Raw genomic sequence first — 24,493 nt, 5'->3', positions numbered from 1 at the left:
CAGAGATAGTTAATGCCAAAAGTTCAATTACTCCTGAAACGGCAATTAGGATTGCATTAGCGACTAATACTTCTCCTGAAAGTTGGCTTAACATGCAGATTAAATTAGATTTATGGAATGCATTACAAGATAAACCTAAAAATGTGATTAAATTTCCAATCTCTGCTTAGGATCTATTTCTAATATAGCCAAACCGATCGCCTAACTTCGACTTCTCGCTTCGTTCGTCACTCGCGGTTCCCGCTCGCGCTCACTACGGGCTTCGCTACATTCGCTTTGCCGTTCGGCTTGTTATCGCTCACTAAGGTTTGCTCAAGCCTCGTTCCAACTCTTCCGCGCGTTTAGCGCGCTCCAGAACCGCAAACGTCGAGAAGCCTCTTTCGTTATGCGAAAGTTTCGCAAAATTCTATTTGAGATAAAAACGGCTTGAAAAAGAGCCACTGTGGCTATAATTAGAGTATGAAATCTGTTGGAATTAGGGATCTTAAAAATAATCTAAGTAAATATCTACACTTGGTAAAAGCCGGGGAAACAATCGTTATTACAGAGCATGAGCAAGTAATAGCGGAGATTAAAAAACCGTCTGAATTTTTAGAAGATTCAAAGAAACGTTTATACCTATATTTGGAAGAGCAGAATCGAATAGGAAAGATTAAGCTTGCTAAAAGAAATAAGTCGCAGATTGATTCAATAGTCAAAAAGCATATTAAAAGTATGTCAAAAATAGAATGGGAAGCTATTCACAAAGAATCTCGCTCTGATCGTGTATGAGATGATAGTCTATATAGATTCAAGCGTTTTGTTATCAATTATCTTTCAAGAACCAGCTTTAGATAAATCGATTTCAATCTGGAAGGCAACGGAACTCAGAGTAAGTTCGATATTATTGGAAGCAGAATGTAAAATAAGTATTAAAAGGGCTTACTTTCATAATAAAAAGAAACTTGGCACAGGTTGGAAAGAGAGAAAATTAACGGAACTCGATAAACTGCTCGAGGAGATAAATCTCAAAAATTTAGATTCTTCTACAATGGAAAATCTGAATAACGAAGATGTACTTTCTGCTTGCAGGACTTTAGATGCTTTACATTTGTCAACGGCTATTGAGTTTCGCAATGAACTCGGGGAAGAGTTACTTATTTTTTCCTATGACAAAGATTTCAATAAGATAGCGCAAGAATTAAGCTTTAAGACTTTGTAAACGAAACCTTCGCCTAACTACGGCTTCTCGCGGCGCTTCGACATTCGCGGTTCCCGCTCGGACTCACTACGGCTTCGCACATTCGCTTTGACGTTCGGCTTGTAATCGCTCACTAAGGTTCGCTCAAGCCTCCGTCAATCCCTTCGCGCACAGGCGCTTCGGGAACGCGAACGTCGAGAAGTCTCTTTCGTTAGGCGAAATCGCTTAAATTCTAATGAGAATAAAATATGACTTGCTAATATCTCATTGTGAGATATTATTATATTTGTGCATGTAATCAGTAAGCGGAAAATTACAGAATTTATTGAACAATATCCGAAATCCAGATCCTCATTGGAGTTGTGGTATAAAGTCCTAAGTAAAACGGATTTTGATAACATTCCTGATTTACGAAACGCTTTTCCTTCCACAGATATTGTACAAAATCTATTTGTTTTTAATATTTCCGGCAATAATTTCAGACTTATTGCCGCCATTCACTTTAATAGAAAGAAAGTTTATATCCGGGACATTCTAACTCATACTGAGTATGACAAAGTAAAATGGAAGGTGTGAAATGATCGTTGAATTAGAAAAAGTAAAGAACGTGTGGCCTGAGATTAAAGAAGTCATTTCTTATCCGAGGACTCAGAAGCAATATAAGAAACTTGTAGAAATACTAGATAACTTAATTGATGAAGTGGGAAACAACGAAAAACATCCATTGGCTCCATTGATGGAAACCATTGGGAACGTTGTTGAATCATATGAATCTGATCATTTTCGAGAGATTGATTCTGATCCGATTGAAATTTTAAAGTCTTTAATGGAAGAGCATGGACTTTCTCAAAAAGACATGAAAGAGCTTGGTAGTCAAGGCGTGGTATCGGAAATTTTAAATGGTAAAAGGGAATTAAATGTAAGACAAGTTAAAGCGTTGTCTAAAAGATTTAATATTTCTCCTGCCGTTTTTATTTAGAATTTTAGCATCAAAGCGACTACGCCTAACTTCGGCTTCTCGCTCCGTTCGCCACTCGCGGTTCCCGCTCGGACTCACTTCGGTCTTCGGCACATTTGCTTTGTCACTCGGTTTGCAAGACGGCGCGAAGGCGCCTCGAACCTCGTGCCAATCCCTTCGGGAACGCGAACGTCGAGGAGACTCTTTCGTTAGGCGAAAGTCCCCAAAGTATTTTTGAGCACAAAATTAAAACGCGAGGGGAGGACTTTAAATTATTTGCCCAAATATAGTTTGACTCCGGTAACACTGGTGTGTATACCATGTTGTAACGAGCTAAGGCATGGTTAAAAAACTAATTCAACACGGTAACAGTTCTGCATTAATTATAGAAAAACCTATTCTTGAACTTTTACATATTACTTCAGATACTTCTTTGGATATAAGCACCGATGGTAAAAGTTTAATTATCACCCCTATCGATAGAAAATTAGAAACAAGTCTTGGGAAAATAAATAGGAAACATGGCAAGACACTAAAACGACTTGCTGAATGAGTTAACTTCTATTAGATATTTATCTTACGAAGAGATTCTTTATATACATAAGAACCAAATAGAAGAATACGGTGGCTCTTTCGGAATTAGAGATAAGAGTCTTCTTGAATCGGCCATTGCTCAGCCGTTTTCTGGATTTGACAATCAAGAATTCCATACTGGTTTAATACAAAAGGCAGCAGCATATTTATTCTACCTTTGCAAAAATCACTCCTTTATAGATGGGAATAAGCGAGTAGTACTTGCCTCAGCTCTGATTTTTCTAGATTTAAACGGAGTCGAGATGGAAAATCAAGAAGATTCATTGTATGAAGTCACGATCGGAGTAGCTGATGGAAGTGTTTCATTAGAGGGCGTTATAAAGACTTTCGAAAAGCTAAAACTTTAATTCTGTTTTTTAATAGAGGAGGGGCTTCCGCGTCTAACTTCGTCTTCTCGCTTCGTTCGCGACTCACGGTTCCCGCTCGCGCTCACTTCGGCCTTCGGCACATTTGCTTTGTCACTCGGCTTGCGAGTCGGCGCTAAGGCCCCTCAAGCCTCCGTCAATCCCTTCGCGCACAAGCGCTTCGGGAACGCAAACGTCGAGAAGTCTCTTTCGTTATACGCAATTTCAAAAGATATGTTAGATGAACTAAAAAATAAATTACTGAAAAGCGAGTCATATAAATCTTTAGTTCAAGAAAAGACAATTGCAGATTTACTAAAGAATTTAAAATGGAATGTTTCTCATGGAGTTTATTATCCGGATCCGACTATCAATAAAAAACGTGAACTTGATATTTTTTGCCAGAGATACTTTTTATCCGAAAACGCTTCTAGTACTATTAATCTACTAATAGAAGTAAAAAGTCTATCAGATTATCATTTACTTTTTCCGCCGTACGTAAATAGATATTCAGTTTCTTTCAACAATATCGCGTGGAAAGGAGAATATGCACCTAATTATCAGCCATATACGGATGTGCTACTACGGCACGGACTTTCTAAACGTGATGTAACACGTTTTATTAATAAGCTTAATAATCTGCATTTCTATAATAATGGTGAAGAGTCCCATATTTTAGATTTGCATATTCGTCCGTTCCCAATAGACATATCTTCAACTTTCAGAGAAACAAATTCAAAAATAGAACGTGGATTGGAATCCGCGGTAGTGTGGAAAGCTTTTCAATCCTTGCAGTCTGCTTCGGAAGGCATTAAAAAGAACTTATTAGAAATTGATCTAAAAGAATTTGAAAGAAATATTCTAACACACCAGTTAGGGATTTACGGTTTAGATAAAGATGAAGACGTTATTCAATATTTGGCAAAATATAATCATGACTCAGGTTTAGCCAGTTTAAATGTATATCATCCTATTTTAATAATAGAGTCTACTCTATGGAAGGTTAGCTCAAATAATGATTTAAAGGAAATTAGTTGGATCCGATTGTATGAAGAAAAAGCAGATCCGTATTTTGGATTTTGGATTGATATAGTTAACGCAAAATTCGTTGACGAATATTTTAATATGCTTAATGACTACTACAATTCTGAAATCAAAGACATGAAAGGACAAATATTTCCTTGAAACTGCGTCTAACTTCGACTTCTCGCTTCGTTCGCCATTCACGGTTCCCGCTCAGGCTCACTCCGGGCTTCGCCACATTCGCTTTGACGTTCGGCTTGTGATCGCTCACTAAGGTTCGCTCAAGCCTCCGACAATCCCTTCGCGCACAAGCGCTTCAGGATCGCAAACGTCGAGAAGTCTCTTTCGTTAGACGGCATCTGCTAAAAATGAATTTTGCAACTTGGTTTGATATTTAAGACAGTTTTGGCTATTTTTGGAATTGACAATACGTCATATGTGATGTAAGCTGATTTGCGGTGAGAAAATGGAAAGTTTACTATTATTCGGAATCCGAGAACGAAGAAAGTGAAATCGAAACTTTTATCAATTCGAAAGATGATAGAAATCAAGCGAAAATATTGGCTTGGATCGAGAAACTTGAGGAATTAGGACCAAATTTACCAAGGCCTTACGCTGATATATTAAAAGACGGTATTCATGAATTACGAATTAAGCTTTCCGGAGATCAGGTTCGTATTTTATATTTTTTCTGTTATAAAGACTACGTAATACTAACAAATCAATTTATTAAACGATCTGATAAAGTTCCGAAGTCTGAAATAGACAAAGCTGTAAAGAGGAGAGAAAAATTTCTTAAGAAATATCCGGAAAAAGAAATAGGGAAGTTATTATCATGAAATCATTTAGAACACATTTAAAATCTAAACTTAAAAACGAGAAATTCAAAGAAAAGTTTCAAGAAGAAAAGGAACTAATCAATTTATCCTTAGAATTGCATGATTTACGGGAAAAGAAAGGTCTTTCTCAGTCTGAGCTTGCAAAAATGGCTCATGTAACTCAACAACAACTTTCGAAAATTGAAAATGGTATAAATTGCAATCTCGCAACTTTTTTGAAAGTATGTCACGCATTAGATCTAGAAGTAAAGGTAAGATCTCGCAAGAATATTGCTTGAGCTTAAAAGCAGACGCCGTCTAACTTCGGCTTCTCGCTTCGTTCGCCACATTGCTTTGACGTTCGGCTTGTGATCGCTCACTAAGGTTCGCTCAAGCCTCCGTCAATCCCTTCGGAGACGCAACGTCGAGAAGCCTCTTTCGTTAAGCGCCATAGCTCAATAATTTTAGAAATACGAATAAACCAATATGCTTATAGACAAAATCACAAACAAAACTGATGGAATCGTCCTTTATGGATTAACTCCTCCCCGGAAATCAACTCCTTTAGAAAAACTTGAAGAAATTTCTCATGCCCATATTAATCGAATAAATCCATTAAATGTTGATGGTCTGATTCTTTATGATATCCAAGATGAAACGGCGAGAATTTCAGACGAGAGGCCTTTTCCATATATGGAAATGTTGGATCCTTATGAATTTGCTGAAATATATTTAAATAAATTGGAAGTACCAAAAATAGTTTATAAAGCAGTCTGGAAATACAATGAATCTAATTTTATGGAATTCTTAAAAAATATTAATCCCGACAAATATCTTTCTGTCTTTGTTGGCGCATCTTCAAAATCTCAACAATTAACTTTAACATTGAAAGAAGCATATAATCTGAAGAACAAAGTAAACGAAAAAATACTTTCAGGAGGTGTAGTTATTCCAGAACGCCACACAATAAAAAAGGATGAGCATTTAAGAGTTTTCGATAAAATCTCGAATGGCTGCAGTTTCTTTATTTCACAAGGTGTCTATAATACAATTGCCTCTAAGGATTTCCTATCAGATTATTACTATTATGGATTAGAGAATAACATTCCGCTGGTACCAATCATATTCACTTTAACTCCTTGCGGATCCTTAAAAACTCTTCAATTCCTGAAATGGTTAGGAATTAGCTTTCCAAAATATTTGGAAAACGATTTAGTAAATTCAAAAGATATTCTTTCCAAATCAGTTGATCTTTTAAAAAATATCTGGCTTGAATTGCAAAGTTATGCTTCTGAAAAAGGTATTCCTATTGGATGTAATATCGAAAGTGTCTCAATTAGAAAAGAAGAGATCAACGCCTCAATTGAATTGCTGCAATTAATAAAATTGGAGTTCCCCCGAAAAAACGGACAGGATTATGCAGTAATTTGTTGTCTGAACTCGACCGGGCTAAGATATCCTAAAGCCGAGTGCCTTCTCCTTCTGTTGTAATATCTTTCGATGTAGTCAAACAGAAAATATTTTGCTTCCTTAATTGTGTAGAATTTTCTTCTGTAAACTTCCTCAACTTTCAATGTTTTAAAGAATGATTCCATCGGAGCATTATCGTAACAGTTACCTTTCCTGCTCATGCTCTGAATGAACTCATTCGTATTTAACGATTTCCTAAAGTCTTCACTGGCATACTGGACTCCTCTATCCGAATGGAATATGATTCCTTTTGGATGCCTTCTTCGAATCAAAGCCTTTTCAAAAGCGTTAAGGAGACAGCGAGTTTCAAGAGTTGGTCCTAATTCCCATCCAATGATTTCTCGATTAAAGAGATCCTTGATTGCAAATAGATAAGACCATCTTCCTGCAACTGGTATATACGTGATATCCGACAACCAGATCTTATCCAAACCTAATACCTTAAAGTCCTGATTCAAAATGTTTGGAGCTACCAGAAGCTTGTGTTTTGAATCAGTGGTCACAGGGCGAAAGGAACGCTTCCGATCGGCTTTTAAACCCATTATACGCATTCTCTTGTAAACTCGATTTTTTGAAACGAGGATCCGCTCTGCTCTGAGGTCTTTATGAATTCGTAAATAACCAGCTCGACTTTCATTCTCTCCATAAAGGCGTTGGATATGTTTATCCAATTCTTGATTCGCTTTAAATGTTTTTGCTATCCGCTCTCTTCAACCAATCATAGTAACCGCTCTTAGATACATTGTGTATTTTGCACATCTTCTCGATTCGAAAAAAAATACGATTCTTTTCAATAAACGAATATTTCATTTGCGGGGTTTCAAGAAGATGGCCACGGACTTTTTTAAGATCTCCCTCTCCTCCGTTACTTCGGCTAATTGTTTTTCCAAACGATCGACTTTTTCTTGTAGTGCGTCTCTGAAAGGGCCGTCATCTGTGAGATACTTCTGCTTCCAATTTATCAAGGTATTCAACGAGACTCCCAAATCTTTTGAGATCTGAGTCATTGATTTCCTGGACTTTATCAGAAGTTCAACCGTGTTCTTCTTAAATTCTTCGTCATATCGTGTTTTACGAGCCATACTTTTTTCCTTTTTTGATGCACGACCGTGTCCACTAATTCGGGGGAAGTCCATTGAACAAATTATTAGTTAGTATGAATTCAGTCGAAGTCCAAGATATTTTAGTCGAGCATAAGCAAGAATTCCTAAATTTAGGAGTTCATAAGCTTTTACTTTTTGGTTCCGTTGCAAGAAATGAAAATCGCGAAGGTAGCGATGTTGATATTCTTGTTCAATTTCGTTCCGGTAAAAAAAATTTTGATAGCTTCATGGATCTCTCCTTTCGATTAGAAGATCTTTTAAATACGCACGTTGATCTATTAACTGAAGAATCTCTTACTAAAGATTTACGAGATTCTATACTTTCTGAGGCAATTCTTATTGAAATCTGACTTAGGTTATATAAATCATATTAAAGAAGAAGTCATTTTCTTACAGATAGAATCGAAAAAATTAAATCGCGATCAAATTCGTTTCTGATGATTTAATGAAAAGAGCTTTCGTTAGAAGTATAGAGATAATAGGAGAGGCTTCTAATAAATTATCAGATCCATTTAAGAAAAAATATTCCGAAGTGGATTGGAAAAAACTGTCGGCTACCCGGAATCGGTTGATTCACGGTTACTTTGTAGTAGATTACGATATTGTTTGGGATTTAGTAATAAATAAAATTCCCACTTTAGAAACTCAAATTAATTCAATTATATCAAAAGAAAAAACACTTTTTGACTAACTTAAAATCACAACGTCGCTTAACTTCGTCTCCTCGCTCCGTTCGGGACTCACGGTTCCCGCTCGGACTCACTCCGGGCTAAAGCCACATTGCTTTGTCACTCGGTTTGCAAGACGTTCGCTAAGGACGCTCGAACCTCGTGCCAACCGCCTCGCGCACAGGCGCTTGGACACGCAACGTCGAGAAGCCTCTTTCGTTATGCGCCATTCAATAACTAACCGGGAAAGGACACAAATGGATTCTAAAAAAAAATTTCTATTCTTAAGTATGATTTCTGGAATACTCGCGGCGTTTATTTTCATAATTAATCGTTTGTATTTTCTTTTTTTGGGGCTTGAACTATTTTCGTTTTTTCTAATTCTTACATTTATTGTATTGATTCTGTATTGGTATATCCAAGTTAAAGATTCAGATTACGAAGATTCAAATTATCAATACAAAAAACCAATTCGCAAAAATTCGTATGAAATGGAAGATGCTTTAATTAAAATCGAAGAAATGATATTGGACGCAAGCGAGTTGCCATCAGATGATGAAGATACAGGTAGGTTTCATATTCGTAGAATAAAAGAGTGTTTTGAACTAATTTATGATGAATATTTAATAGAGCCTTATATAGAGCCAAAAGCAGTTAATTTTTCGAAAAAGGAATCAATTGATATTTTTATAAATTATCTTAAGCGATCCTTATCAAGGATCCAAAAAGAAATGGCGGAAAGGCAAGCACGAAGAATTGCTTCGAATGCGAGTGAAGATGATGAGAACGCTACTTATGATCATATTAGTCCATTAGCAGATTCTTCCGTCAGAAGATTGGAGATGGAAGTAGAATATTTGTCGAAAACGTCAACTATTTATTTAATTATCGGCTCTGGGATTACGGTTTTCGCGGGAGGTGCTTTATTTTATTTTATCTCTGACATAATAAATAAATCAATCAACTTGTCCACTACGACAGATCCATCAATCGGCTTTGGGTCGGCAATTTTTATTTTAAATAACCTTTACCCAATAATTGGAAAACTAATGCTAATAATATTTATCGAATCATTTGCTTTCTATTTTTTAAAACTCTATCGAAGCAATATCGATCTTAAAAAATACTACTTAAATGAATTAACGAATATTGAACTTAAAATTATTTCACTTTATGCTTCAATATTTCATGAAAAAGGGACTTCATTTGATGCCATTGCTTTAGAGATTGTCAAAATTGAACGGAATAAAATATTAAAAAAAGGTGAAACAACTACAGATCTCGAAAGAGTAAAAATAGAAAGCTCACAATTGATGAAAGTTATTTCAATGTTATCAAGAAGGATTAAAATAGGGACTTGAAGAACTTTGCACTTCGTCTAACTTCGGCTTCTCACTGCGTTCGCGACTCACGGTTCCCGCTCGCGCTCACTCCGGCCTTCGGCACATTGCTTTGTCACTTAGGTTCGCGGGACGTTCGCTAAGGCTCACTCGAACCTCGTGCCAACTCCGTCGCGCACAAGCGCTTGGACACGCAACGTCGAGAAGTCTCTTTCGTTAGACGTAATTGCCCAAAGCTACAATTGAACAAAAAGCAAAATCCTGAAGAAGGCTGAAAAGGGGAGCTCTCATTTTGAAGAAAATTCTTAAAAATTGATTCAAAGCATTTGCTTGATTTTTTGGATTGCGTCTGCATTCTATGGTTCATGGACCGAGATTTAGAAAATTTAAAAACGCAAGTTATTACTCTCGTAAATCCTTTAAAAATAATTCTTTTTGGATCAAGAGCTAGAGGCTTATTTAATGACCACAGCGATTACGATATTTTAGTAGTTATGCCCAAAGGAACGAATAAAAGAAAAACAGCACAATTCCTTTATCAAAATATTGAAAATATAGAAAGACCTTACGACTTCGTTGTGGTAACTGAAGAAACGCTAGAAAAATATTCTAATTCGCACCACCTTATTTACTTTCATGCACTTAAGGACGGGATCGAGCTATATGCCGCTTGATGATCCAAGCTCACCAAATACTTGGCTGATTCATGATAAAAGCGATTTATTATTATCTAAACTTGGTGATCGCGAGGAAATTCTTTTTAATCAGTTATGTTTTCATGCACAGCAATCCGCTGAAAAGTCTCTCAAAGCGGTCTTAATAAAATATAACATAGATTTTGAATTTACCCACAATATAAAAAATCTTATTTCGTCTCTACCTAAGCAAATCGAAAGACCAGATTTTTTTAAAGACTTAACAATACTTACAGATTATGCCGTGTCCACGAGATATCCTGGTGATTATGAAGAGATTCTTTTGCCTGAATATGAAAAGGCTATTTCTTTAGCACAACAAGCTTTCGATTGGGCAGAAGTTTTAATTAGAAAATGACTTTTTGAAGTCGAATGGCCAACTACGGCTTCTTGCTCCGTTCGTCACTCGCGGTTCCCGCTCGGAGACGCAACGTCGAGAAGCCTCTTTCGTTAGACGAAATGTGGCTGAATTTTGCATTTGAAATCGGAATGAAGATGCCACTAAAAATTAGTTGCAATTCTGAGAATTTACTTTAAAATAGGACTGTGTCGAAGGGCGAAAAGTTAGTAGAAAGATTCAAAGGAAAACCAAGAGATTTCTCTTACGATGAGCTTAGAAAACTACTCTCTAGTTATGGATATAATGAAAACAATTCCGGCAAATCCTCTGGTTCAAGGGTCGCTTGGATTCATTCAGAAACCAAACATATAATAAGACTTCATAAACCTCATCCTAAAAATATTTTGAAGTCGTACCAGATAAATCAAATTTTAGACGAATTAAAATCGGAGGGCTATGTAAAATGAAAGATATTATCGAATATAACGGCTTTTTAGGCTCTGTTCATTTTGATGCAGATGATGAAATATTTTTTGGAAGAATAGAAGGAATCGAAGATTTAGTTTCCTTTGAAGGTGAATCAGTTAAACAATTAAAGAAGGCATTTCAAGAATCAGTAGATGATTATTTAATTTTATGTCAAAAAGCTAAAAAAAGTCCAGAGAAATCTTTTAAAGGTTCATTTAATGTTCGCATACCGACAGAGCTTCATAGACGCGTCTATAGAAAATCTTTGAGAGAAGGGATCTCTTTGAATCAATTAGTTCAGAGAGCTTTAGAAAAAGAAATTACTGATCTCAAAACGCCACACTTCGGCTAACTTCGACTTCTCGCTTCGTTCGTCACTCACGGTTCCCGCTCGGACTCACTCCTGCCTCCGGCACATTTGCTTTGTCACTCGGTTCGCGAGACGCGACTAAGGTCGCTCGAACCTCGTACCAACCGCGTCGCGCACAAGCGCTTGCTGCCGCAACGTCGAGAAGCCTCTTTCGTTAGACGAAAATTTTGGGCGCTTTTTACCTCACATCATTATTTGAAATCTAAATTAAATAATGACCCAAAAAAGATTGTTCCCATGGTGGGAACATGTAAGGATTGTCAATGTGAGGATAATTTCCAGAAAAATCTTACGTGATTTCTATGAAAATCCAAAACACACAGATTCAAAAACAGCCATTGAAGTCTGGTATAAAGAAGCTTCAAAATCAATATGGACTTCTCCAACCGTAATTAAAGAGAAATATAGGAACGCAAGTATTCTAAAAAATAGTAGGGTAGTTTTTAATATTCATGGAAACAAGTATAGATTAATCGTAAAAATACATTATAATCTACAGACCATATTCATACGTTTTATTGGGACACATGAGCAATATGATAAAATTAGTGCTGAGGATATTTAAATGGAAATTAAACCAATAAAATCTACAAAGGATTACGATTTCGCTCTCAAAGAAATAGAAAGACTTTGGGATGCAAAGAAAAATACACTCGAGTATGATAAATTAGATATTTTAATAATGCTTGTTGACGCGTACGAAAATAAACATTTTCCTATTGAGAATCCAGATCCAATTGAAGCGATAAAATCTGTTATGGAAGAGAAAAATTTAAAGAACGTTGATTTAGGTAATTGGATTGGTGGTCGCAGTCGGGCAACTGAGATTCTTAACAAGAAAAGAAAATTAACTTTAGATATGATACGAAAGATCAATAAAAATTTAGGGATCTCTACTGAAATTCTTATAAAAGATTATAAAATCAAAGATTCGATATCAAAGAATAAAACGAGAGCTTCATAAGTCATTTTTTTGTACGCGCCAAAAGGCAAACTAATAAAACAGTTTCAAAAGATAAGTTTATAACCTACAGATAGCACGATCGCCTAACGTCGACTTCTCGCTCCGTTCGTCACTCACGGTTCCCGTTCCCGCTCGGACTCACTCCGGCCCCCGGCACATTCGCTTTGCAGTTCAGCTTGCGGGTCGGCGCTAAGGCATCTCAAACCTCCGTCAACCGCGTCACGCACAAGCGTTCCGGGAATGCAAACGTCGAGAAGTCTCTTTCGTTAAGCGACATTTTTTCTTGCGAGGATATACTATGAAATATTTTCGAATTTGTATTATCGATTATTTAGAATGGACAAAGGAAATTAGACAATTACCATATTCCGGTAAAAAGTATTGATCGTTCGCACAAATACGGCTATCAATATAATATTTGTAAAACAGTCAAGAAATCGTTTTCAAAAAGGGAGAAAAACATGGTAAATTCAAAGAAGAAAAGCAGTCCGAAAAACTCGAAATCCGACGGAACGAAAATTAAATTTGTGGGCGCTCCGTCGCACAGCATTACGCCCTTTCTCATGTTCAACGCGAACACCGAAGAAGCGGCGAAATTCTATGTATCGATCTTCAAGAAATCCAAAATTCTCAGGGCAAACTCAATGCAGGCGGATTTCATTCTGAACGGCCAAAAGTTTTTTGCCTACAATGGCGGACCTGAGTTTCAGTTCAGCTGGGGCGTCTCCTTTATGATCAGCGTAGAAACGCAAAAAGAGGTCGATTATTACTGGAACGCCCTTCTTGCAGACGGCGGAAAAGAACATATGTGCGGCTGGCTTCAGGATAAATTCGGCATGTGGTGGCAGGTGACGCCTAAAATTCTCTTGCAACTTATTTCGCATAAAGATCGCGCGAAGGCCGAGCGCGCAACACAGGCGATGCTGAAGATGCAGAAAATTGATATTGCGGCGCTTAAGGCCGCAGCCGATTAAATGACTTTTATTTTCTTTTCCCCCGCAGAAACAACGTCTCCTCGCGGCGCTTCGTTCGTCACTCACGGTCCCGCTCGGACACTGGACACATTTTTTTGTCGCTTTGGTTCGTAAGACACGACTAAGGCGACTCGTTCCAAGTCGGCGCCCTTGCGGACACAACGTCGAGAACTTTCTTTTGTTATATGACATAGCCAGCGAGGATTTTAGGATCGTCCGACATCCATCTATGCTTGGCGGAAATGTGCTACTGATCTCTATAAAATTGAGTACCGTTAGTTTTTATCGCAAAATACTGTTTCAATGCAAAACATTAGGTATTTATTATATAGTTATGAGTAAGGGTTGTATATTGGAGAAAGATATTGTTGTTCGTTTTTAAATAAGGCCCGTATTATCTTTCTCTTTTTACGAAGGGGGCGATGCGGAATGATTTATTTTGTTATTAATTGACCTTCATTCAAAGCTTTTATAAATTATTAGAAGAGGTGAAATAAAATGAGAAAAATAATTGTTTTATCATTTATTACATTAGATGGAGTCATGCAAGCGCCCGGTGGACCTGAGGAAGATACCTCAGACGGTTTCCAATATGGCGGTTGGACTGCGCCGTATTTTGACGAAGTTTCTGGTAAGGTCATGGAAAAACAGATGAAACCTACAGATTATCTTTTGGGCAGAAAAACATTTGAGATTTGGGCCGATTATTGGCCTGAACACGCTGACTTTTGGCCCGGCATCAATGATGGCACAAAATACGTCCTGTCCAAGACCATGAAAAAGTCAGATTGGAAAAACTCAGTCTTCCTCGAAAGTTTGTCGGATATCGAAAAGCTCAAAAATTCAGAAGGTTCTGACATTCAAGTTTGGGGTAGCGGTAAGCTCGTTCAGCTGTTACTTAAGAATGATTTAGTGGATGAGTTATGGCTTAAAATATTTCCCGTTACGCTCGGCGCCGGCAAACGTTTGTTTGGTGATGGGACCATTCCGGCGGCATTTACATTAATAGAAAGTTCTGTTACACCAAGTGGAGTAATTATTGCCAATTACGAGAGAGCCGGAAAAGTTAAAACAGGTACTGTTGGAGTTTAAAGAGAAATAAAATGAGAAAAAAATTGTTTCATCATGGGGATGGAGGCTGAAATACGACGGTACTACCAACTTTTTAAAGATGTTATACAAAGGGTTAGACACAAAAAGGCGGTGCTATACGTGCAATAACTTAACGACGAAAAGCTAACAATGTTGCTGACCGCCTCCGTCAATCCCGAAGATCCAAAAGATAATGGATCCGTTTATTTTCTAAATGAACGTGAGTTCGGTATAAGAAAATCCGGGCGAATCAGAAACTCGATTGTGTTCGCTCTCTAAGGATCGCTCTGCAGTTCACTTTGAAGTTTAAGGAAGAGCGAACTTAGTCGTCCCCATTGAGCAAAAACGCTCGGGTTCGCAGCGTCGAGAGACCTATTCGTCGTTCGCCTCAGACCTGGAAATTACGATTGTTCTTAGATCCTTTTCTTAAAAACAAGTGTATTTATGATACAAGAACTTCAGCTTCGCGTCGTTCCGGAGATAGCCGGTCAGGACGAGGCGCTCAAAACGTATGTTTCTAAAAATTTAAAGATCAACGCGCAAGAAATTCGTCATATTGAAGTTTTGAATCGTTCTATAGATGCAAGACAAAAAGCGGTCTACTACAATCTCAAGGTTTTGGTTTTTATCCGGGAAGATTTTGTCGAAAGGCAGATCGTTCTACCGGATTTCCCCGATGTGTCTAACGCAGAGGAGGTCGTCGTAATCGGCGCCGGACCGGCGGGTCTTTTTGCATCTCTTCAACTGATCTTATCCGGATTCAAGCCGATTCTTTTGGAAAGGGGTAAGGACGTGATGAAACGTCCTTTCGACCTGAAAGAAATCAACATTCATCATAACGTAAACGAAGATTCCAACTATTGTTTCGGAGAGGGAGGAGCCGGAACATACTCGGACGGAAAACTTTATACAAGATCCAAAAAAAGAGGGAACGTCCGTCAGATTCTCGAAATGCTCGTGGCATTCGGCGCAAACAGAGACATTCTCGTAGAAGCACATCCTCATATAGGAACCAATAAACTTCCCAAGATCGTAAAAAACATCCGAGAAAAAATTTTGGAAACGGGAGGAGAGGTTCGCTTTGAAAAAAGGGTGACCGATTTTTTATTAAACGGAAGTTCCATTCGAGGAGTTATTACGAAAGACGGAGATAAAATCCATGCAAAAAATGTAATTCTTGCCGCCGGACATTCGGCGAGGGACATCTTCGAATTATTACATCAAAAAGGAATCGAACTTGAACTCAAGCCGATTGCGGTAGGCGTTCGGGTTGAACATCGCCAATCTCTGATCGATTCCATTCAGTACGGATGTGAAGTTCGAAGTCCTTATCTTCCGCCTTCTCCTTACGGTATCGTAAAACAAGTGGATGGAAGAGGTGTGTATTCTTTTTGTATGTGTCCGGGAGGAGTGATCGCGGCCTGCGCCACAAAACCGGAAGAGGTCGTCACAAACGGATGGTCTTCTTCGAAAAGGGCGAGACCTTCCGCAAATTCCGGAATTGTTGTCGAGTTGAGAATGGAAGACTTCAAACCTTTTTCCAAATACGGCCCTCTCGCCGCGATGGAGTTTCAAAAAGAAATCGAACGAAAGGCTTGGATTGCGGGAGGACGCACACAAAAGGTCCCGGCGCAAAAGTTAACGGACTTTGTTCAAGGAAAGATATCTTCCGAACTTCCGAAAACCTCTTATACTCCCGGGATCACCTCAGTCATGTTAGGCGACGTTCTTCCGCATTTCGTTTATCAATCACTGAGGAAAGGATTTCAGGAATTCGAACGTACTATGAAAGGGTATCTAACGAACGAAGCGATCGTTCACGCTCCCGAAACGAGAACTTCTTCACCCGTTTGTATTCCTAGGGATCCAAATACGTTGCAACATATTCGGATCCAAGGTCTTTATCCTTGTGGAGAAGGAGCGGGTTACGCGGGCGGAATCGTATCGGCGGCGATGGACGGGATTCGATCCGCAAACGCCTGCGTTTTGGCGAACGGGTAAGATTTTTTTTCGATCCGGTTAGAACTACGCGCTTCGGTTCCGACAGGAATTATACTCTTTAAAATAATTTTCAGATTCCATTTTTCAAAACATTACAAATTCATAAACTGTTTGTTGAGTTTTTCCAAATCCTGAATCAGGTCCGTCGGTTTCGGTTGAATCGTTTTGGCGAGTTTCATTCCGTCGTCGATCAGATCGAGAATCAACTTTTTCTCGGCGATTGCGCGTGCGGAAGGCATGGACTTTCTTTCGTTTTTGTAAATGGAAGCTTTTTCGTCGATGATGGAAACGATCTTATTCAACGCGTGAATTTTTGCCTGTTCTGCTCCCATAAAACCCTCCTTCTTTTAGAGAAGTTTAACCGGTTTACAATTATAGGAAAGCTTATTTTTGAATTCGTTTCCGCAGAACGGCCGTTAGTGTTTTCCTTTCCAACCAAAGAAGTACGATGCAAATCAACGCGTTTCCCAGAGCCATAAAGAATAACAATCCACCGTCGTTTTCCTGCTCGATTCCGATTACGAATAAATGGGCCAGAACGGCGCCCGACATGAGTCCGAGTCCGAGTAAGGAACCGAACCAATTCCAACCCGGAACAAACAAAAGGATCGAGGTGAGGAGTTCCAAAATTCCGGTTCCGATTCTTCCCCAAGGTTCCATCCCGAGTTTGGAAAAAATCGCAACCGACTCGGGAGCTCCGGTAAACTTATAAAAAAGAGTTTGCAGGAATATGAAGGCTACAACCCCGCGAAGACAATATAGAAAAAATTCCTTTTTGGAAAAGTTGGGCATAAAACAAGAAACTTCTCCTAATACTTACCGATACATTTCGTCGATCTCTTTTTTATACTTATCCGCAACTACGTTTCGTCTGATTTTCATCGTTTGAGTGAGTTCGTCTCCGGGTTCGAATTTTTTTTCGAGAATTCTAAAACTCGAAACCTTTTCGAAATTCTTAAAACCGTTTTCGCTCGAAACCAGACTTTTGATTTCGTTCTTAAAAAGCGCGAGAACATCCGGATCACCGTTTAGATTTTGCACTTCGCTTAACATTTTGGATTTAAGTTCCTTCAGATATTTTTCCAAGACTTCTTCGTCCGGAACGATCAAGGCTCCGAGTGTTTTCTGATCGTGTCCGACCACCATCGCTTGATGAATGAATCGGCTTCGAACGAGCGCAAACTCGATCGGTTCGGGCTCTAAATTCTCCCCGCCTAAAAGAACGATCGTATCCTTGGCCCTTCCGGAATATTTCAATTCTCCCGACGTCGTCCAAGCCAAAAGATCTCCCGAGTTCAACCACCCGTCCGAACTCAAAATTTCCTTCGTCTTTTCCGGCTCCTTGTAATAACCCTTCATCACGTGATCGCCCTTATGCCAAGCGATTCCTTTGATACCCGGTTTTGTGATTTCATTACCTTTTTCGTCCATCAGTTTGATCCGAACTCCGGGAATACAACGTCCTAAAGTTCCGACCGTGATTTCTCCCAGAATGCGTCTCGTCGAAATGCCGGATAACTCGGTCATCCCGTAACCTTCCAAGATCGGAATCCCGATCGCGTTGAAAAACGTATCTATGTACTGAGGCAAAGCTCCGGCTCCTGAAAGTGCAAATCTCAATTCTCCGCCTAATCCTTGTTTGATCTTTTTGAAAGCGAGTTGTGCGATCTGATTCGGAATCCAGAGAAGGATCACGATCCAAAGTGAAATCAATTTTTGCCACAAGGAAGCGAACGTGGATCGTTCCGTTAAAGAATATTCCAAATCTTGCAATCTGGAAATATGTTTATAATATGTGATCGCGATTTCCTTAAACGCCCCGAATAGAACCTGTTGAACGGGTGATGCATTTCTCGCCTTATCGTGAATTTTGTTGTAGAGACTTTCCCAAACTCGGGGAACCGAAAGAAGTAATGTCGGTTTAATATCCGAAAGATCCTGACTCAAAGTGGAGATGGAAGTGAACGCTTCCGCGCCTCCCGCGCGGATACAAACCGTTTCGACCAATCTTTCCGCGATATGCCAAGGAGGAAGATACGCCATACTTCTATCGGTGGGATATACGTTCAGATCTTCTCCCTGTAGAGCGCTGTCCACGTTAAACACGATGTTTTTGTGAGTCAGCATAACACCTTTGGGTTTTCCCGTGGTTCCGGAAGTATAAACGATCGTAGCAAGATCGTCTTCCCGGATCGAGGAACCTCTTTTGTGAAATTCGTCCTTTCCCTTGTCCTGAATCCAGGTTTTTCCTTTTTGGATTAAGTCGTTTAACAAAATGATTTCGAAAGGTTCCGTGTCGGAAAGAGAACCTTTTTGATCGAATAAAATTATTTTTTTGAGATGAGGAAATTCGGACTTTCGGCCGGATACTTTTTTTAAAGCGACTTCGTTTTCTAAAAACGCGATCGAACATTCCGCGTGATTGAGTATGTAACGAAGATCGTCCGCAGTGGAATCCGTTCCTCTCGGAACGTCCACACAACCGATGTTCGTGATTCCCATACTACACCAGAGCCAACGCGCGCCCGAGTCGGCGATCAAACCGATCGGAGTTCCGGGTTCCAATCCTAAAGAGATCAGTCCACAACCGATTTGTTGTACGGTTTCATAAAGATTTTTGAAACTGTTCGCCTGATATTTTTTACCGTCCGGTTTGTAGTATTGCGCCGTCGAATCTGCAAAGGTTTCTGCGGAAGCTTTCATGACGTTGTATAAGGTTCTGGATTGGATTTTGGGGATGTTGGCGGTTTTCATAGCGGGAGAATTTTATGAAAACCTTTCATTCAGTCGAGAAAATTTTTGAATCTGGATTCATTCCTTTTTAAAAAATCGAATTTACCTCTCTCTGAAAATTCATTATACTCAAAGATCCATTTCGTAACTCGCCAGTTTGAGGTTTTTTAGAATACCGAGAACGTACGATAACAAGGACGCGCCAGTGGTTACAAATCAAATCCGACCGGAAGAATCAAAAATGCAGTCTCTCCTGAAAAAGATCGGGCAAAAGTTCGGGTTTCTGATCGACTTTAAGAATCTTTTTTACTTGGGAATCCGAGCCAAACTTGCCCTTTTTACGGGGACCTTGATCGCATTTACGGTTATGATCCTTTCCGCGATAGACGTTCATCAACAAACCGAAATTCTCACTCGGAATTACGAAAAGGAAGCCGCGATCTCCAGACGTTATATTTCGGACTTGGTGCTCGAATTGGAAAATCTTTCCAGTAGTCTGATCCGAGTGGAATCCTTTCGCGAAAGGGTCAAACGTCAAAGCCAAGCGTTACGTAAATATAGAACGAAAGTGGTCACCCAGGAAACGAAAGAAGTCAGTTTTTTCGGATTCAAAACGAAACTTTTCGGAGTTCTGGGAAAAGAACGTAAGTCGTCCATTAGGGATACTTACTATTCCGTTTATCTTTCCAAAGCCGACATCAACGAACTCGAAAAGAATACGAAATCCTTACTCAAAAATCCGAACGGGCTTGCCATTTCGGATGCGATGTATTCCAAACTCAAAAACATCGCACATCAAGTTGCGGTTTTGGAGGCGGATCTGAACGAACAAAAACAAAAATGGGACGAGTTACATTCCCTAGAAAAAACTTCCGAAAAGGAAAAGCTGGATTTGGAACACGGACTGGACAATCTGAAAACCGGAACCGAAAAAGCCAGAAATCAACTGGATCATTCCATTCTCGAACTTGCACTTCCGAAACAACATAAAAAAATCGAAGAACTCGGACTCAACATGTCTCAGTATAGAATTCAGACTTTTCCGGTGATCTCCAATCAGACCAAGGAGAACCTGACTCCTTCTTTCGATACGAAAATTTTTAAACCGGACGTTTCGATCAACTCGAACATTTTTTTATTGGATATCGACGCGAATCTGAAGGATTCGATCGCAAAAATTCTTTCGTTGGATTTCTCTCAGGATACGGATAAAAATTCGTACACGATCGGTAAGATGGAACTACAAACCTTGTATTCCCCGATTTTTAGAAATCAAAGTTCCACCGAACGAGCCGATCGACTTAGAAAGGAATTGCCGGACTTCGCGGAACGTTATCTGCAACAGGACGCAAACATCTCGGCGCAGATTCGGGATTTGGTAGTTCCTTTGAAAAAAAGGATCCAGGAACTGAAAGCGAAAAAACCGCCGGTTCCTCCTTTTAAGGATAAAACGTTCAACGATCTTTACGTTCGTTATTCCAAACTGATCGTGGAAAGAGAAGCCGGGTTTGAAACGTTTCGAAACCAATACTCCGAAGACAAAAAGGATCTTAAGGAAACCCCGCAAAAAATTAAAATAGGAAAACAAAAAAATCCGATCAAAACGGAAGTTTCCTTTCCGATCCGAAGCGAGACGGACCTTCTCATCGACGCGTTAGGCGAGCTTAGGAATGCGGGACTCGAAGATCTGATCGTATTGCGGTTCAGTCAGAATTCCGGAACTTACTTCGATTATTTGAGATATCCGAAAGAACAGAATTTATCCAAACAACGATGGAAGGCGATCCGGGAATGGATCTATTCGGGTAAAAGCGAAGCGCCGACCCCTCAACTCAAAAAATTAATTTCTCACGGAATTATCGCGAACTCAAGAGGGGAAGCCGAAGAGATTCTTTGGAACTTGGATTCCAAACCTCTTATTGCCGAATCGGGAGACGCGGTTAGTTCCGTGATTTTATCCGCAAATCTTTCCGGAATTTCAAGGACTCTCGTGGATCGTACGGAAGGTCTGGAGATGGTACAAAAAAATAAGAACTCGGCGATCGTAACCGCTTTCCTCATCTGCGCGGCGGCGCTCGTATTTGCGATTTTGATTTCCGGTTTTGTGGTTCAAAAGATCAAACGAATCATCTTTCACGCGAGGGAAGTCGGTCAGGGAAATTTGGAAGTTCAATTTGAACAAGGCGGCAAGGATGAATTCGGAACTCTTACGGTGGCCCTAAACTCTATGGTTACCGGTCTGAAGGAACGAGAAAAGATCAAAAACATTCTCGGGACGATGATCGATCCGGTGGTTGTTCGCGAGGCCATGGTCGATTTGGCCGCCCTCAAACGGGGGAGCGAAAAAAGAATCACCGCTTTTTTTTCGGATGTAGCAGATTTTTCGAATATTAGCGAAAAGTTAACTTCCGTAGAATTGGCTTTGTTGTTAAACGAATATCTTTCGGCGATGACGTTGATCCTGAAAAAACACGAAGGAGTTTTGGATAAATACATCGGGGACGCGATCGTGGGAATTTTCAACGCGCCCGTCGAAGTGGACGGACATTGTATCAAGGCGGCGCGAGCCTCGGTCGAGATGATCGAAACCCTCGAACAACTCAGACAAGAATGGAAAGGGAAAAAAGCTTATATTCCGGAAGCACAAGCGATGCAGATTCGGATCGGACTCAACACGGGTCTCGCCAAAGTGGGATTTATGGGAACCGATTCCATTTCGGCTTATACGATGATGGGAGACACGGTAAATCTCGCGGCGAGACTCGAAGCCGCCGGTAAGGATTACGGCGTCAGCATTTTGGTCAGCGAGATCGTTCAACGCGAGATCAAGGACGAATTCTTTACGAGACTTTTGGACGTGGTTCGAGTCAAAGGGAAAAACGAACCCGTTTATCTCTACGAACTCATCGGAAAGCCGGATAACGTTCCCGAAAGAGTGGAGGCTTCCGTGTTGGAATTTTCCAAAGGTTTCGAAGCGTATCTCAACCGGGAATGGTCCTTAGCCCAGGAACTTCTCGAAAGTTCTCAGATCACGAGAGGAATCAGAGATAAGGCCGCGGTTCTTCTCATCGATCGTTGTGAGGAATACAAAAACAATCCTCCTGAAAAAACCTGGGACGGAGTTTATACCAGAACTCATAAATGAAACAGTAAATCGATTCCGAGAAAAAAAACTCCGCTGAAGAATATCCAAAAAATGGAATATTCTTTTTTGAGTTTTAAAAACAAAACACTGAGCAAGGTCCAGGACAAAGAAAACCATTTTGTCCGGGCGAGGGGATTTTGAATCCAAAGTCCCCAGTCGCTTGCGGATTCCAATACGATCGACTTCGCAAAGAAAATTCCCAGATACAAAATCACTCCGCAGACACAAGCCGTTACATAGTTGAAAGTAACTCGTAAGAATGGAGATTCTTTGGTTTTTTCCACAAGACTTGCTCCTCCTAAAATGAAGATAAAGGAGGGAAGAAACGTATAATATGCCGTTAGTAACAAACCGAAAATGCCCGAACCAATTCCACCGAATTTATGCGCGCCCGCGAGAAATCCGATAAACGTCAAAATCATCACCAGAGGTCCGGGTGTGCTTTCGCCGAACGCGAGACCGTCTATCATTTCGTTGGCGCTGATCCAACCGGCTTGTCTTGTTGCAAAGTCGGCGACCGTGGGAAGAATCGCATACGCCCCGCCAAACGTGAGAAAGGCGGTCTTGGTAAAAAACAAAATCATCTCCTTCCAAAATAAAAATTCAGATTTCAAAAAGAATAAGATTCCAAAAATCGGCAAAGCCCAAAGAACCAGGCCGATACTTCCGATTCTGCTGATGTTCTTTAGAATTTCTGAATTCGTTTCTCTTCGGGTATCCAAAGTCGTCTGAAGGTCGATTTGCTCCAAAGAAAAAGTGGAAACGTCGGACTTTTTTAAAGATCGTTCCAAAGAGAAAAGATTTTCTTCTGTGTCATTGTGTGTTTGTTTAAAAAGAGAATCGTTTCCCTTAGAAAGAATCAAACCTTTCCGTTTCCAAAACGGCAAGTCGATCACTAAAGAATTCTTTTTACTCGCATAAAAGGAGACTGCGCCGAAAAACATTGAAAACAAAAGAAGAGTCGGATAGCCAATCGAAAAGAATAAGATTCCGATCGCGGTTAAAATAAAACAAAGAATATGTCCGTTCGACTTTAGGTTCTTTTGAACCAAATTGCCGAAGGCGACGAGGATGATCGCAAGGATCGCCGGTTTGACCCCGTTTAAAAACGAAATTACGAACGGAAGCGAACCATAAGAAAAGTAGAATGTGCTAATTCCGATAAAAATCAGAACGGAAGGAAGGATAAACAAAAGACCGGCGAAAATTCCTCCCTTGGTTCCGTGTAAAATCCATCCGAGATAGGTCGCGAGTTGCTGCGCTTCCGGACCGGGAAGAAGCATACAATAGTTGAGAGCGTGAGAGAATTTATCTTCGGAGATCCATTTTTTTTCCTCCACTAGAGTTTTGTGCATCAGACTGATTTGTCCGGCGGGTCCGCCAAAACTCAACCAACCAAGTCCGAACCAAAAAAGAAGGGATTCTCCAAAAGAAGGAATCAACCCGGAAGTCTCCCGATTTTAAAGAACAAAGGCCATTCCACCGACCTCGTCGCTGCGGCTCCCCAAAACTTTCTGATATCGGGTTCGACTTGCAACACTGGATCGGATTCATTTTTTTGAATGTATTTTTGTACGCTGGACCAAGTCCTGAGATAACCCAATACTTGATCCACGGTCCATTCTTCTTTCATGCCGAAAGGCGGAGGAAAAATTTCTTCGAAAGGGAAGGGGATCGTTTCGTATTTATCTTCCACGTATTTTCTTTCCGGCGGCCAATACGAACCTACGATTTCGCCGTAGAGTTTTCCCACGGTTTTGTCGATTTCCGGACTGATTCCGTGTAGACCGTAACCCCAGATCGCAAGAATTCCGTTTTTTTTACCGACCCGAACCGCCTCTTTGTAAAAAGGTTCAAAGTCGAACCAGTGAAACGCCTGCGCCGCCGCGATCAAATCTACTTCATGATTTTCTAATGTAGAATTTTCGGCTTTGCAGACTCTGTATTCCACGTTTTGACGTGGTTCCGCGTTTGCGATTTGATTGGCGCTGGGATCAGTCGCGATGACTTTTTCAAAAACTTCTCCGAGGGCAACCGCGGCCTGGCCCGTTCCGGTTCCGCAATCCCAAACTACTTTTCCGTTTGGAACCAGGCTTTTGAGATATAAAAAAAGTTCTTTCGGATAACCCGGTCTGAATTCGGAGTAAGAAGAGGAGTGGGAGGAAAAATGATCTCTGAAACTCATACTCAGATACTTTCAGAAATCATTATAT

The 24,493-nt window shown here is 40.0% G+C and carries 30 protein-coding genes and 1 pseudogene; 24 read left to right on the top strand and 7 right to left on the bottom strand.

Annotation, left to right across the window (positions count from 1 at the left end):
- Positions 1-5 precede the first annotated feature (5 nt).
- From LEP1GSC060_RS18000 to LEP1GSC060_RS17950, 11 genes are all read left to right on the top strand, one after another.
- Complete coding sequence (locus LEP1GSC060_RS18000) at positions 6-170, top strand: HigA family addiction module antitoxin (protein ID WP_268914487.1); 165 nt, start codon at positions 6-8, stop codon at positions 168-170.
- Positions 171-459: 289 nt separating this feature from the next.
- Positions 460-771, top strand: a complete 312-nt coding sequence (locus tag LEP1GSC060_RS17995; protein WP_036097075.1) for a type II toxin-antitoxin system Phd/YefM family antitoxin — start codon at positions 460-462, stop codon at positions 769-771.
- Between the two features lies 1 nt (position 772).
- On the top strand, positions 773-1,201 hold the full coding sequence (locus tag LEP1GSC060_RS17990; protein ID WP_036097089.1) for a PIN domain-containing protein: 429 nt from the start codon (positions 773-775) through the stop codon (positions 1,199-1,201).
- 267 nt (positions 1,202-1,468) lie between these two features.
- Complete coding sequence (locus LEP1GSC060_RS17985) at positions 1,469-1,756, top strand: type II toxin-antitoxin system HigB family toxin (protein ID WP_036097073.1); 288 nt, start codon at positions 1,469-1,471, stop codon at positions 1,754-1,756.
- 1 nt (position 1,757) lies between these two features.
- Complete coding sequence (locus LEP1GSC060_RS17980) at positions 1,758-2,159, top strand: helix-turn-helix domain-containing protein (RefSeq protein WP_036097071.1); 402 nt, start codon at positions 1,758-1,760, stop codon at positions 2,157-2,159.
- Between the two features lie 319 nt (positions 2,160-2,478).
- A complete protein-coding gene (locus LEP1GSC060_RS17975; RefSeq protein ID WP_036097069.1) occupies positions 2,479-2,691 on the top strand; it encodes an AbrB/MazE/SpoVT family DNA-binding domain-containing protein in 213 nt (70 codons plus the stop codon).
- A complete protein-coding gene (locus tag LEP1GSC060_RS17970) occupies positions 2,681-3,079 on the top strand; it encodes a type II toxin-antitoxin system death-on-curing family toxin (RefSeq protein ID WP_230458356.1) in 399 nt (132 codons plus the stop codon). Before LEP1GSC060_RS17975 ends, LEP1GSC060_RS17970 begins: the two co-directional genes overlap by 11 nt.
- Before the next feature lie 231 nt (positions 3,080-3,310).
- A complete protein-coding gene (locus LEP1GSC060_RS17965; protein ID WP_036097061.1) occupies positions 3,311-4,261 on the top strand; it encodes a hypothetical protein in 951 nt (316 codons plus the stop codon).
- A 296-nt stretch (positions 4,262-4,557) separates the two neighbouring features.
- Positions 4,558-4,938, top strand: a complete 381-nt coding sequence (locus tag LEP1GSC060_RS17960) for a type II toxin-antitoxin system RelE/ParE family toxin (protein WP_003010180.1) — start codon at positions 4,558-4,560, stop codon at positions 4,936-4,938.
- The gene (locus LEP1GSC060_RS17955) at positions 4,935-5,216 is read left to right on the top strand and encodes a helix-turn-helix domain-containing protein (protein ID WP_003010305.1); all 282 of its coding nucleotides are present in this window, start codon (positions 4,935-4,937) and stop codon (positions 5,214-5,216) included. The genes LEP1GSC060_RS17960 and LEP1GSC060_RS17955 overlap by 4 nt, the downstream gene beginning before the upstream one ends.
- A 187-nt stretch (positions 5,217-5,403) precedes the next feature.
- On the top strand, positions 5,404-6,408 hold the full coding sequence (locus LEP1GSC060_RS17950; protein WP_003010238.1) for a hypothetical protein: 1,005 nt from the start codon (positions 5,404-5,406) through the stop codon (positions 6,406-6,408).
- Here the strand turns inward: LEP1GSC060_RS17950 and LEP1GSC060_RS17945 are convergent.
- Positions 6,333-7,058, bottom strand: a complete 726-nt coding sequence (locus LEP1GSC060_RS17945) for an IS3 family transposase (RefSeq protein ID WP_036097059.1) — start codon at positions 7,056-7,058, stop codon at positions 6,333-6,335. The two genes, LEP1GSC060_RS17950 and LEP1GSC060_RS17945, sit on opposite strands and share 76 nt — an antisense overlap.
- A gap of 135 nt (positions 7,059-7,193) precedes the next feature.
- A complete protein-coding gene (locus tag LEP1GSC060_RS17940) occupies positions 7,194-7,469 on the bottom strand; it encodes a transposase (RefSeq protein ID WP_003010324.1) in 276 nt (91 codons plus the stop codon).
- A 53-nt stretch (positions 7,470-7,522) separates the two neighbouring features.
- Between LEP1GSC060_RS17940 and LEP1GSC060_RS17935 the strand changes: the two genes are divergently transcribed.
- The 12 genes and pseudogenes from LEP1GSC060_RS17935 (at position 7,523) to LEP1GSC060_RS17885 (ending at position 16,402) form a co-directional block, all read left to right on the top strand.
- Complete coding sequence (locus tag LEP1GSC060_RS17935) at positions 7,523-7,840, top strand: nucleotidyltransferase family protein (protein ID WP_230458355.1); 318 nt, start codon at positions 7,523-7,525, stop codon at positions 7,838-7,840.
- Positions 7,830-8,181 (top strand): annotated as a pseudogene (locus LEP1GSC060_RS17930) (HepT-like ribonuclease domain-containing protein). The gene LEP1GSC060_RS17935 and the pseudogene LEP1GSC060_RS17930 overlap by 11 nt, the downstream one beginning before the upstream one ends.
- 234 nt (positions 8,182-8,415) lie before the next feature.
- Complete coding sequence (locus LEP1GSC060_RS17925) at positions 8,416-9,519, top strand: hypothetical protein (protein ID WP_003010207.1); 1,104 nt, start codon at positions 8,416-8,418, stop codon at positions 9,517-9,519.
- A 344-nt stretch (positions 9,520-9,863) separates the two neighbouring features.
- Entirely contained in the window at positions 9,864-10,172 is a 309-nt protein-coding gene (locus LEP1GSC060_RS17920; RefSeq protein ID WP_036097055.1) for a nucleotidyltransferase domain-containing protein, read from the top strand.
- On the top strand, positions 10,162-10,551 hold the full coding sequence (locus LEP1GSC060_RS17915; protein ID WP_036097052.1) for a HEPN domain-containing protein: 390 nt from the start codon (positions 10,162-10,164) through the stop codon (positions 10,549-10,551). The genes LEP1GSC060_RS17920 and LEP1GSC060_RS17915 overlap by 11 nt, the downstream gene beginning before the upstream one ends.
- Before the next feature lie 188 nt (positions 10,552-10,739).
- Positions 10,740-11,000, top strand: coding sequence for a type II toxin-antitoxin system HicA family toxin (locus LEP1GSC060_RS19755; RefSeq protein ID WP_080634609.1), 261 nt, complete (start codon positions 10,740-10,742; stop codon positions 10,998-11,000).
- Positions 10,997-11,353, top strand: a complete 357-nt coding sequence (locus tag LEP1GSC060_RS17910) for a type II toxin-antitoxin system HicB family antitoxin (protein ID WP_036097050.1) — start codon at positions 10,997-10,999, stop codon at positions 11,351-11,353. The genes LEP1GSC060_RS19755 and LEP1GSC060_RS17910 overlap by 4 nt, the downstream gene beginning before the upstream one ends.
- A gap of 232 nt (positions 11,354-11,585) precedes the next feature.
- Entirely contained in the window at positions 11,586-11,936 is a 351-nt protein-coding gene (locus LEP1GSC060_RS17905; protein WP_230458353.1) for a type II toxin-antitoxin system HigB family toxin, read from the top strand.
- On the top strand, positions 11,937-12,335 hold the full coding sequence (locus tag LEP1GSC060_RS17900; RefSeq protein ID WP_036097048.1) for a helix-turn-helix domain-containing protein: 399 nt from the start codon (positions 11,937-11,939) through the stop codon (positions 12,333-12,335).
- Between the two features lie 461 nt (positions 12,336-12,796).
- Positions 12,797-13,309: a VOC family protein gene (locus tag LEP1GSC060_RS17895; protein WP_036097046.1), complete on the top strand. Its 513-nt coding sequence runs from the start codon at positions 12,797-12,799 to the stop codon at positions 13,307-13,309.
- Positions 13,310-13,807: 498 nt separating this feature from the next.
- A complete protein-coding gene (locus LEP1GSC060_RS17890; protein ID WP_003010228.1) occupies positions 13,808-14,401 on the top strand; it encodes a dihydrofolate reductase family protein in 594 nt (197 codons plus the stop codon).
- A 444-nt stretch (positions 14,402-14,845) separates the two neighbouring features.
- Complete coding sequence (locus LEP1GSC060_RS17885) at positions 14,846-16,402, top strand: NAD(P)/FAD-dependent oxidoreductase (protein WP_003010164.1); 1,557 nt, start codon at positions 14,846-14,848, stop codon at positions 16,400-16,402.
- Positions 16,403-16,494: 92 nt separating this feature from the next.
- Here the strand turns inward: LEP1GSC060_RS17885 and LEP1GSC060_RS17880 are convergent, their stop codons facing one another.
- The 3 genes from LEP1GSC060_RS17880 to LEP1GSC060_RS17870 are packed head-to-tail and all read right to left on the bottom strand — an operon-like array spanning position 16,495 to position 19,156.
- Positions 16,495-16,734 (bottom strand): hypothetical protein, encoded by a 240-nt coding sequence (locus LEP1GSC060_RS17880; protein WP_003010176.1) that lies wholly within the window; start codon positions 16,732-16,734, stop codon positions 16,495-16,497.
- 52 nt (positions 16,735-16,786) lie between these two features.
- Entirely contained in the window at positions 16,787-17,194 is a 408-nt protein-coding gene (locus LEP1GSC060_RS17875) for a DoxX family protein (RefSeq protein ID WP_003010261.1), read from the bottom strand.
- Between the two features lie 24 nt (positions 17,195-17,218).
- Positions 17,219-19,156, bottom strand: a complete 1,938-nt coding sequence (locus tag LEP1GSC060_RS17870) for a long-chain fatty acid--CoA ligase (RefSeq protein ID WP_003010241.1) — start codon at positions 19,154-19,156, stop codon at positions 17,219-17,221.
- Between the two features lie 220 nt (positions 19,157-19,376).
- Here LEP1GSC060_RS17870 and LEP1GSC060_RS17865 point away from each other — a divergent pair, with 220 nt between their 5' ends.
- The gene (locus LEP1GSC060_RS17865) at positions 19,377-22,280 is read left to right on the top strand and encodes an adenylate/guanylate cyclase domain-containing protein (protein ID WP_003010297.1); all 2,904 of its coding nucleotides are present in this window, start codon (positions 19,377-19,379) and stop codon (positions 22,278-22,280) included.
- Here LEP1GSC060_RS17865 and LEP1GSC060_RS17860 read toward each other — a convergent pair.
- Together LEP1GSC060_RS17860 and LEP1GSC060_RS17855 are read right to left on the bottom strand one after the other, a co-directional pair.
- Entirely contained in the window at positions 22,271-23,722 is a 1,452-nt protein-coding gene (locus tag LEP1GSC060_RS17860; RefSeq protein ID WP_003010266.1) for a chromate transporter, read from the bottom strand. The genes LEP1GSC060_RS17865 and LEP1GSC060_RS17860 overlap by 10 nt on opposite strands.
- Positions 23,719-24,465 (bottom strand): class I SAM-dependent methyltransferase, encoded by a 747-nt coding sequence (locus LEP1GSC060_RS17855; RefSeq protein WP_003010311.1) that lies wholly within the window; start codon positions 24,463-24,465, stop codon positions 23,719-23,721. The genes LEP1GSC060_RS17860 and LEP1GSC060_RS17855 overlap by 4 nt, the downstream gene beginning before the upstream one ends.
- Positions 24,466-24,493: the final 28 nt, after the last annotated feature.

It is taken from the genome of Leptospira weilii serovar Ranarum str. ICFT, assembly GCF_000332415.1.
Lineage (GTDB): Bacteria > Spirochaetota > Leptospiria > Leptospirales > Leptospiraceae > Leptospira > Leptospira weilii_A.
Note: the sequence above shows the minus strand (reverse complement) of the source record. Positions and strands in the feature narration are given on the sequence as shown.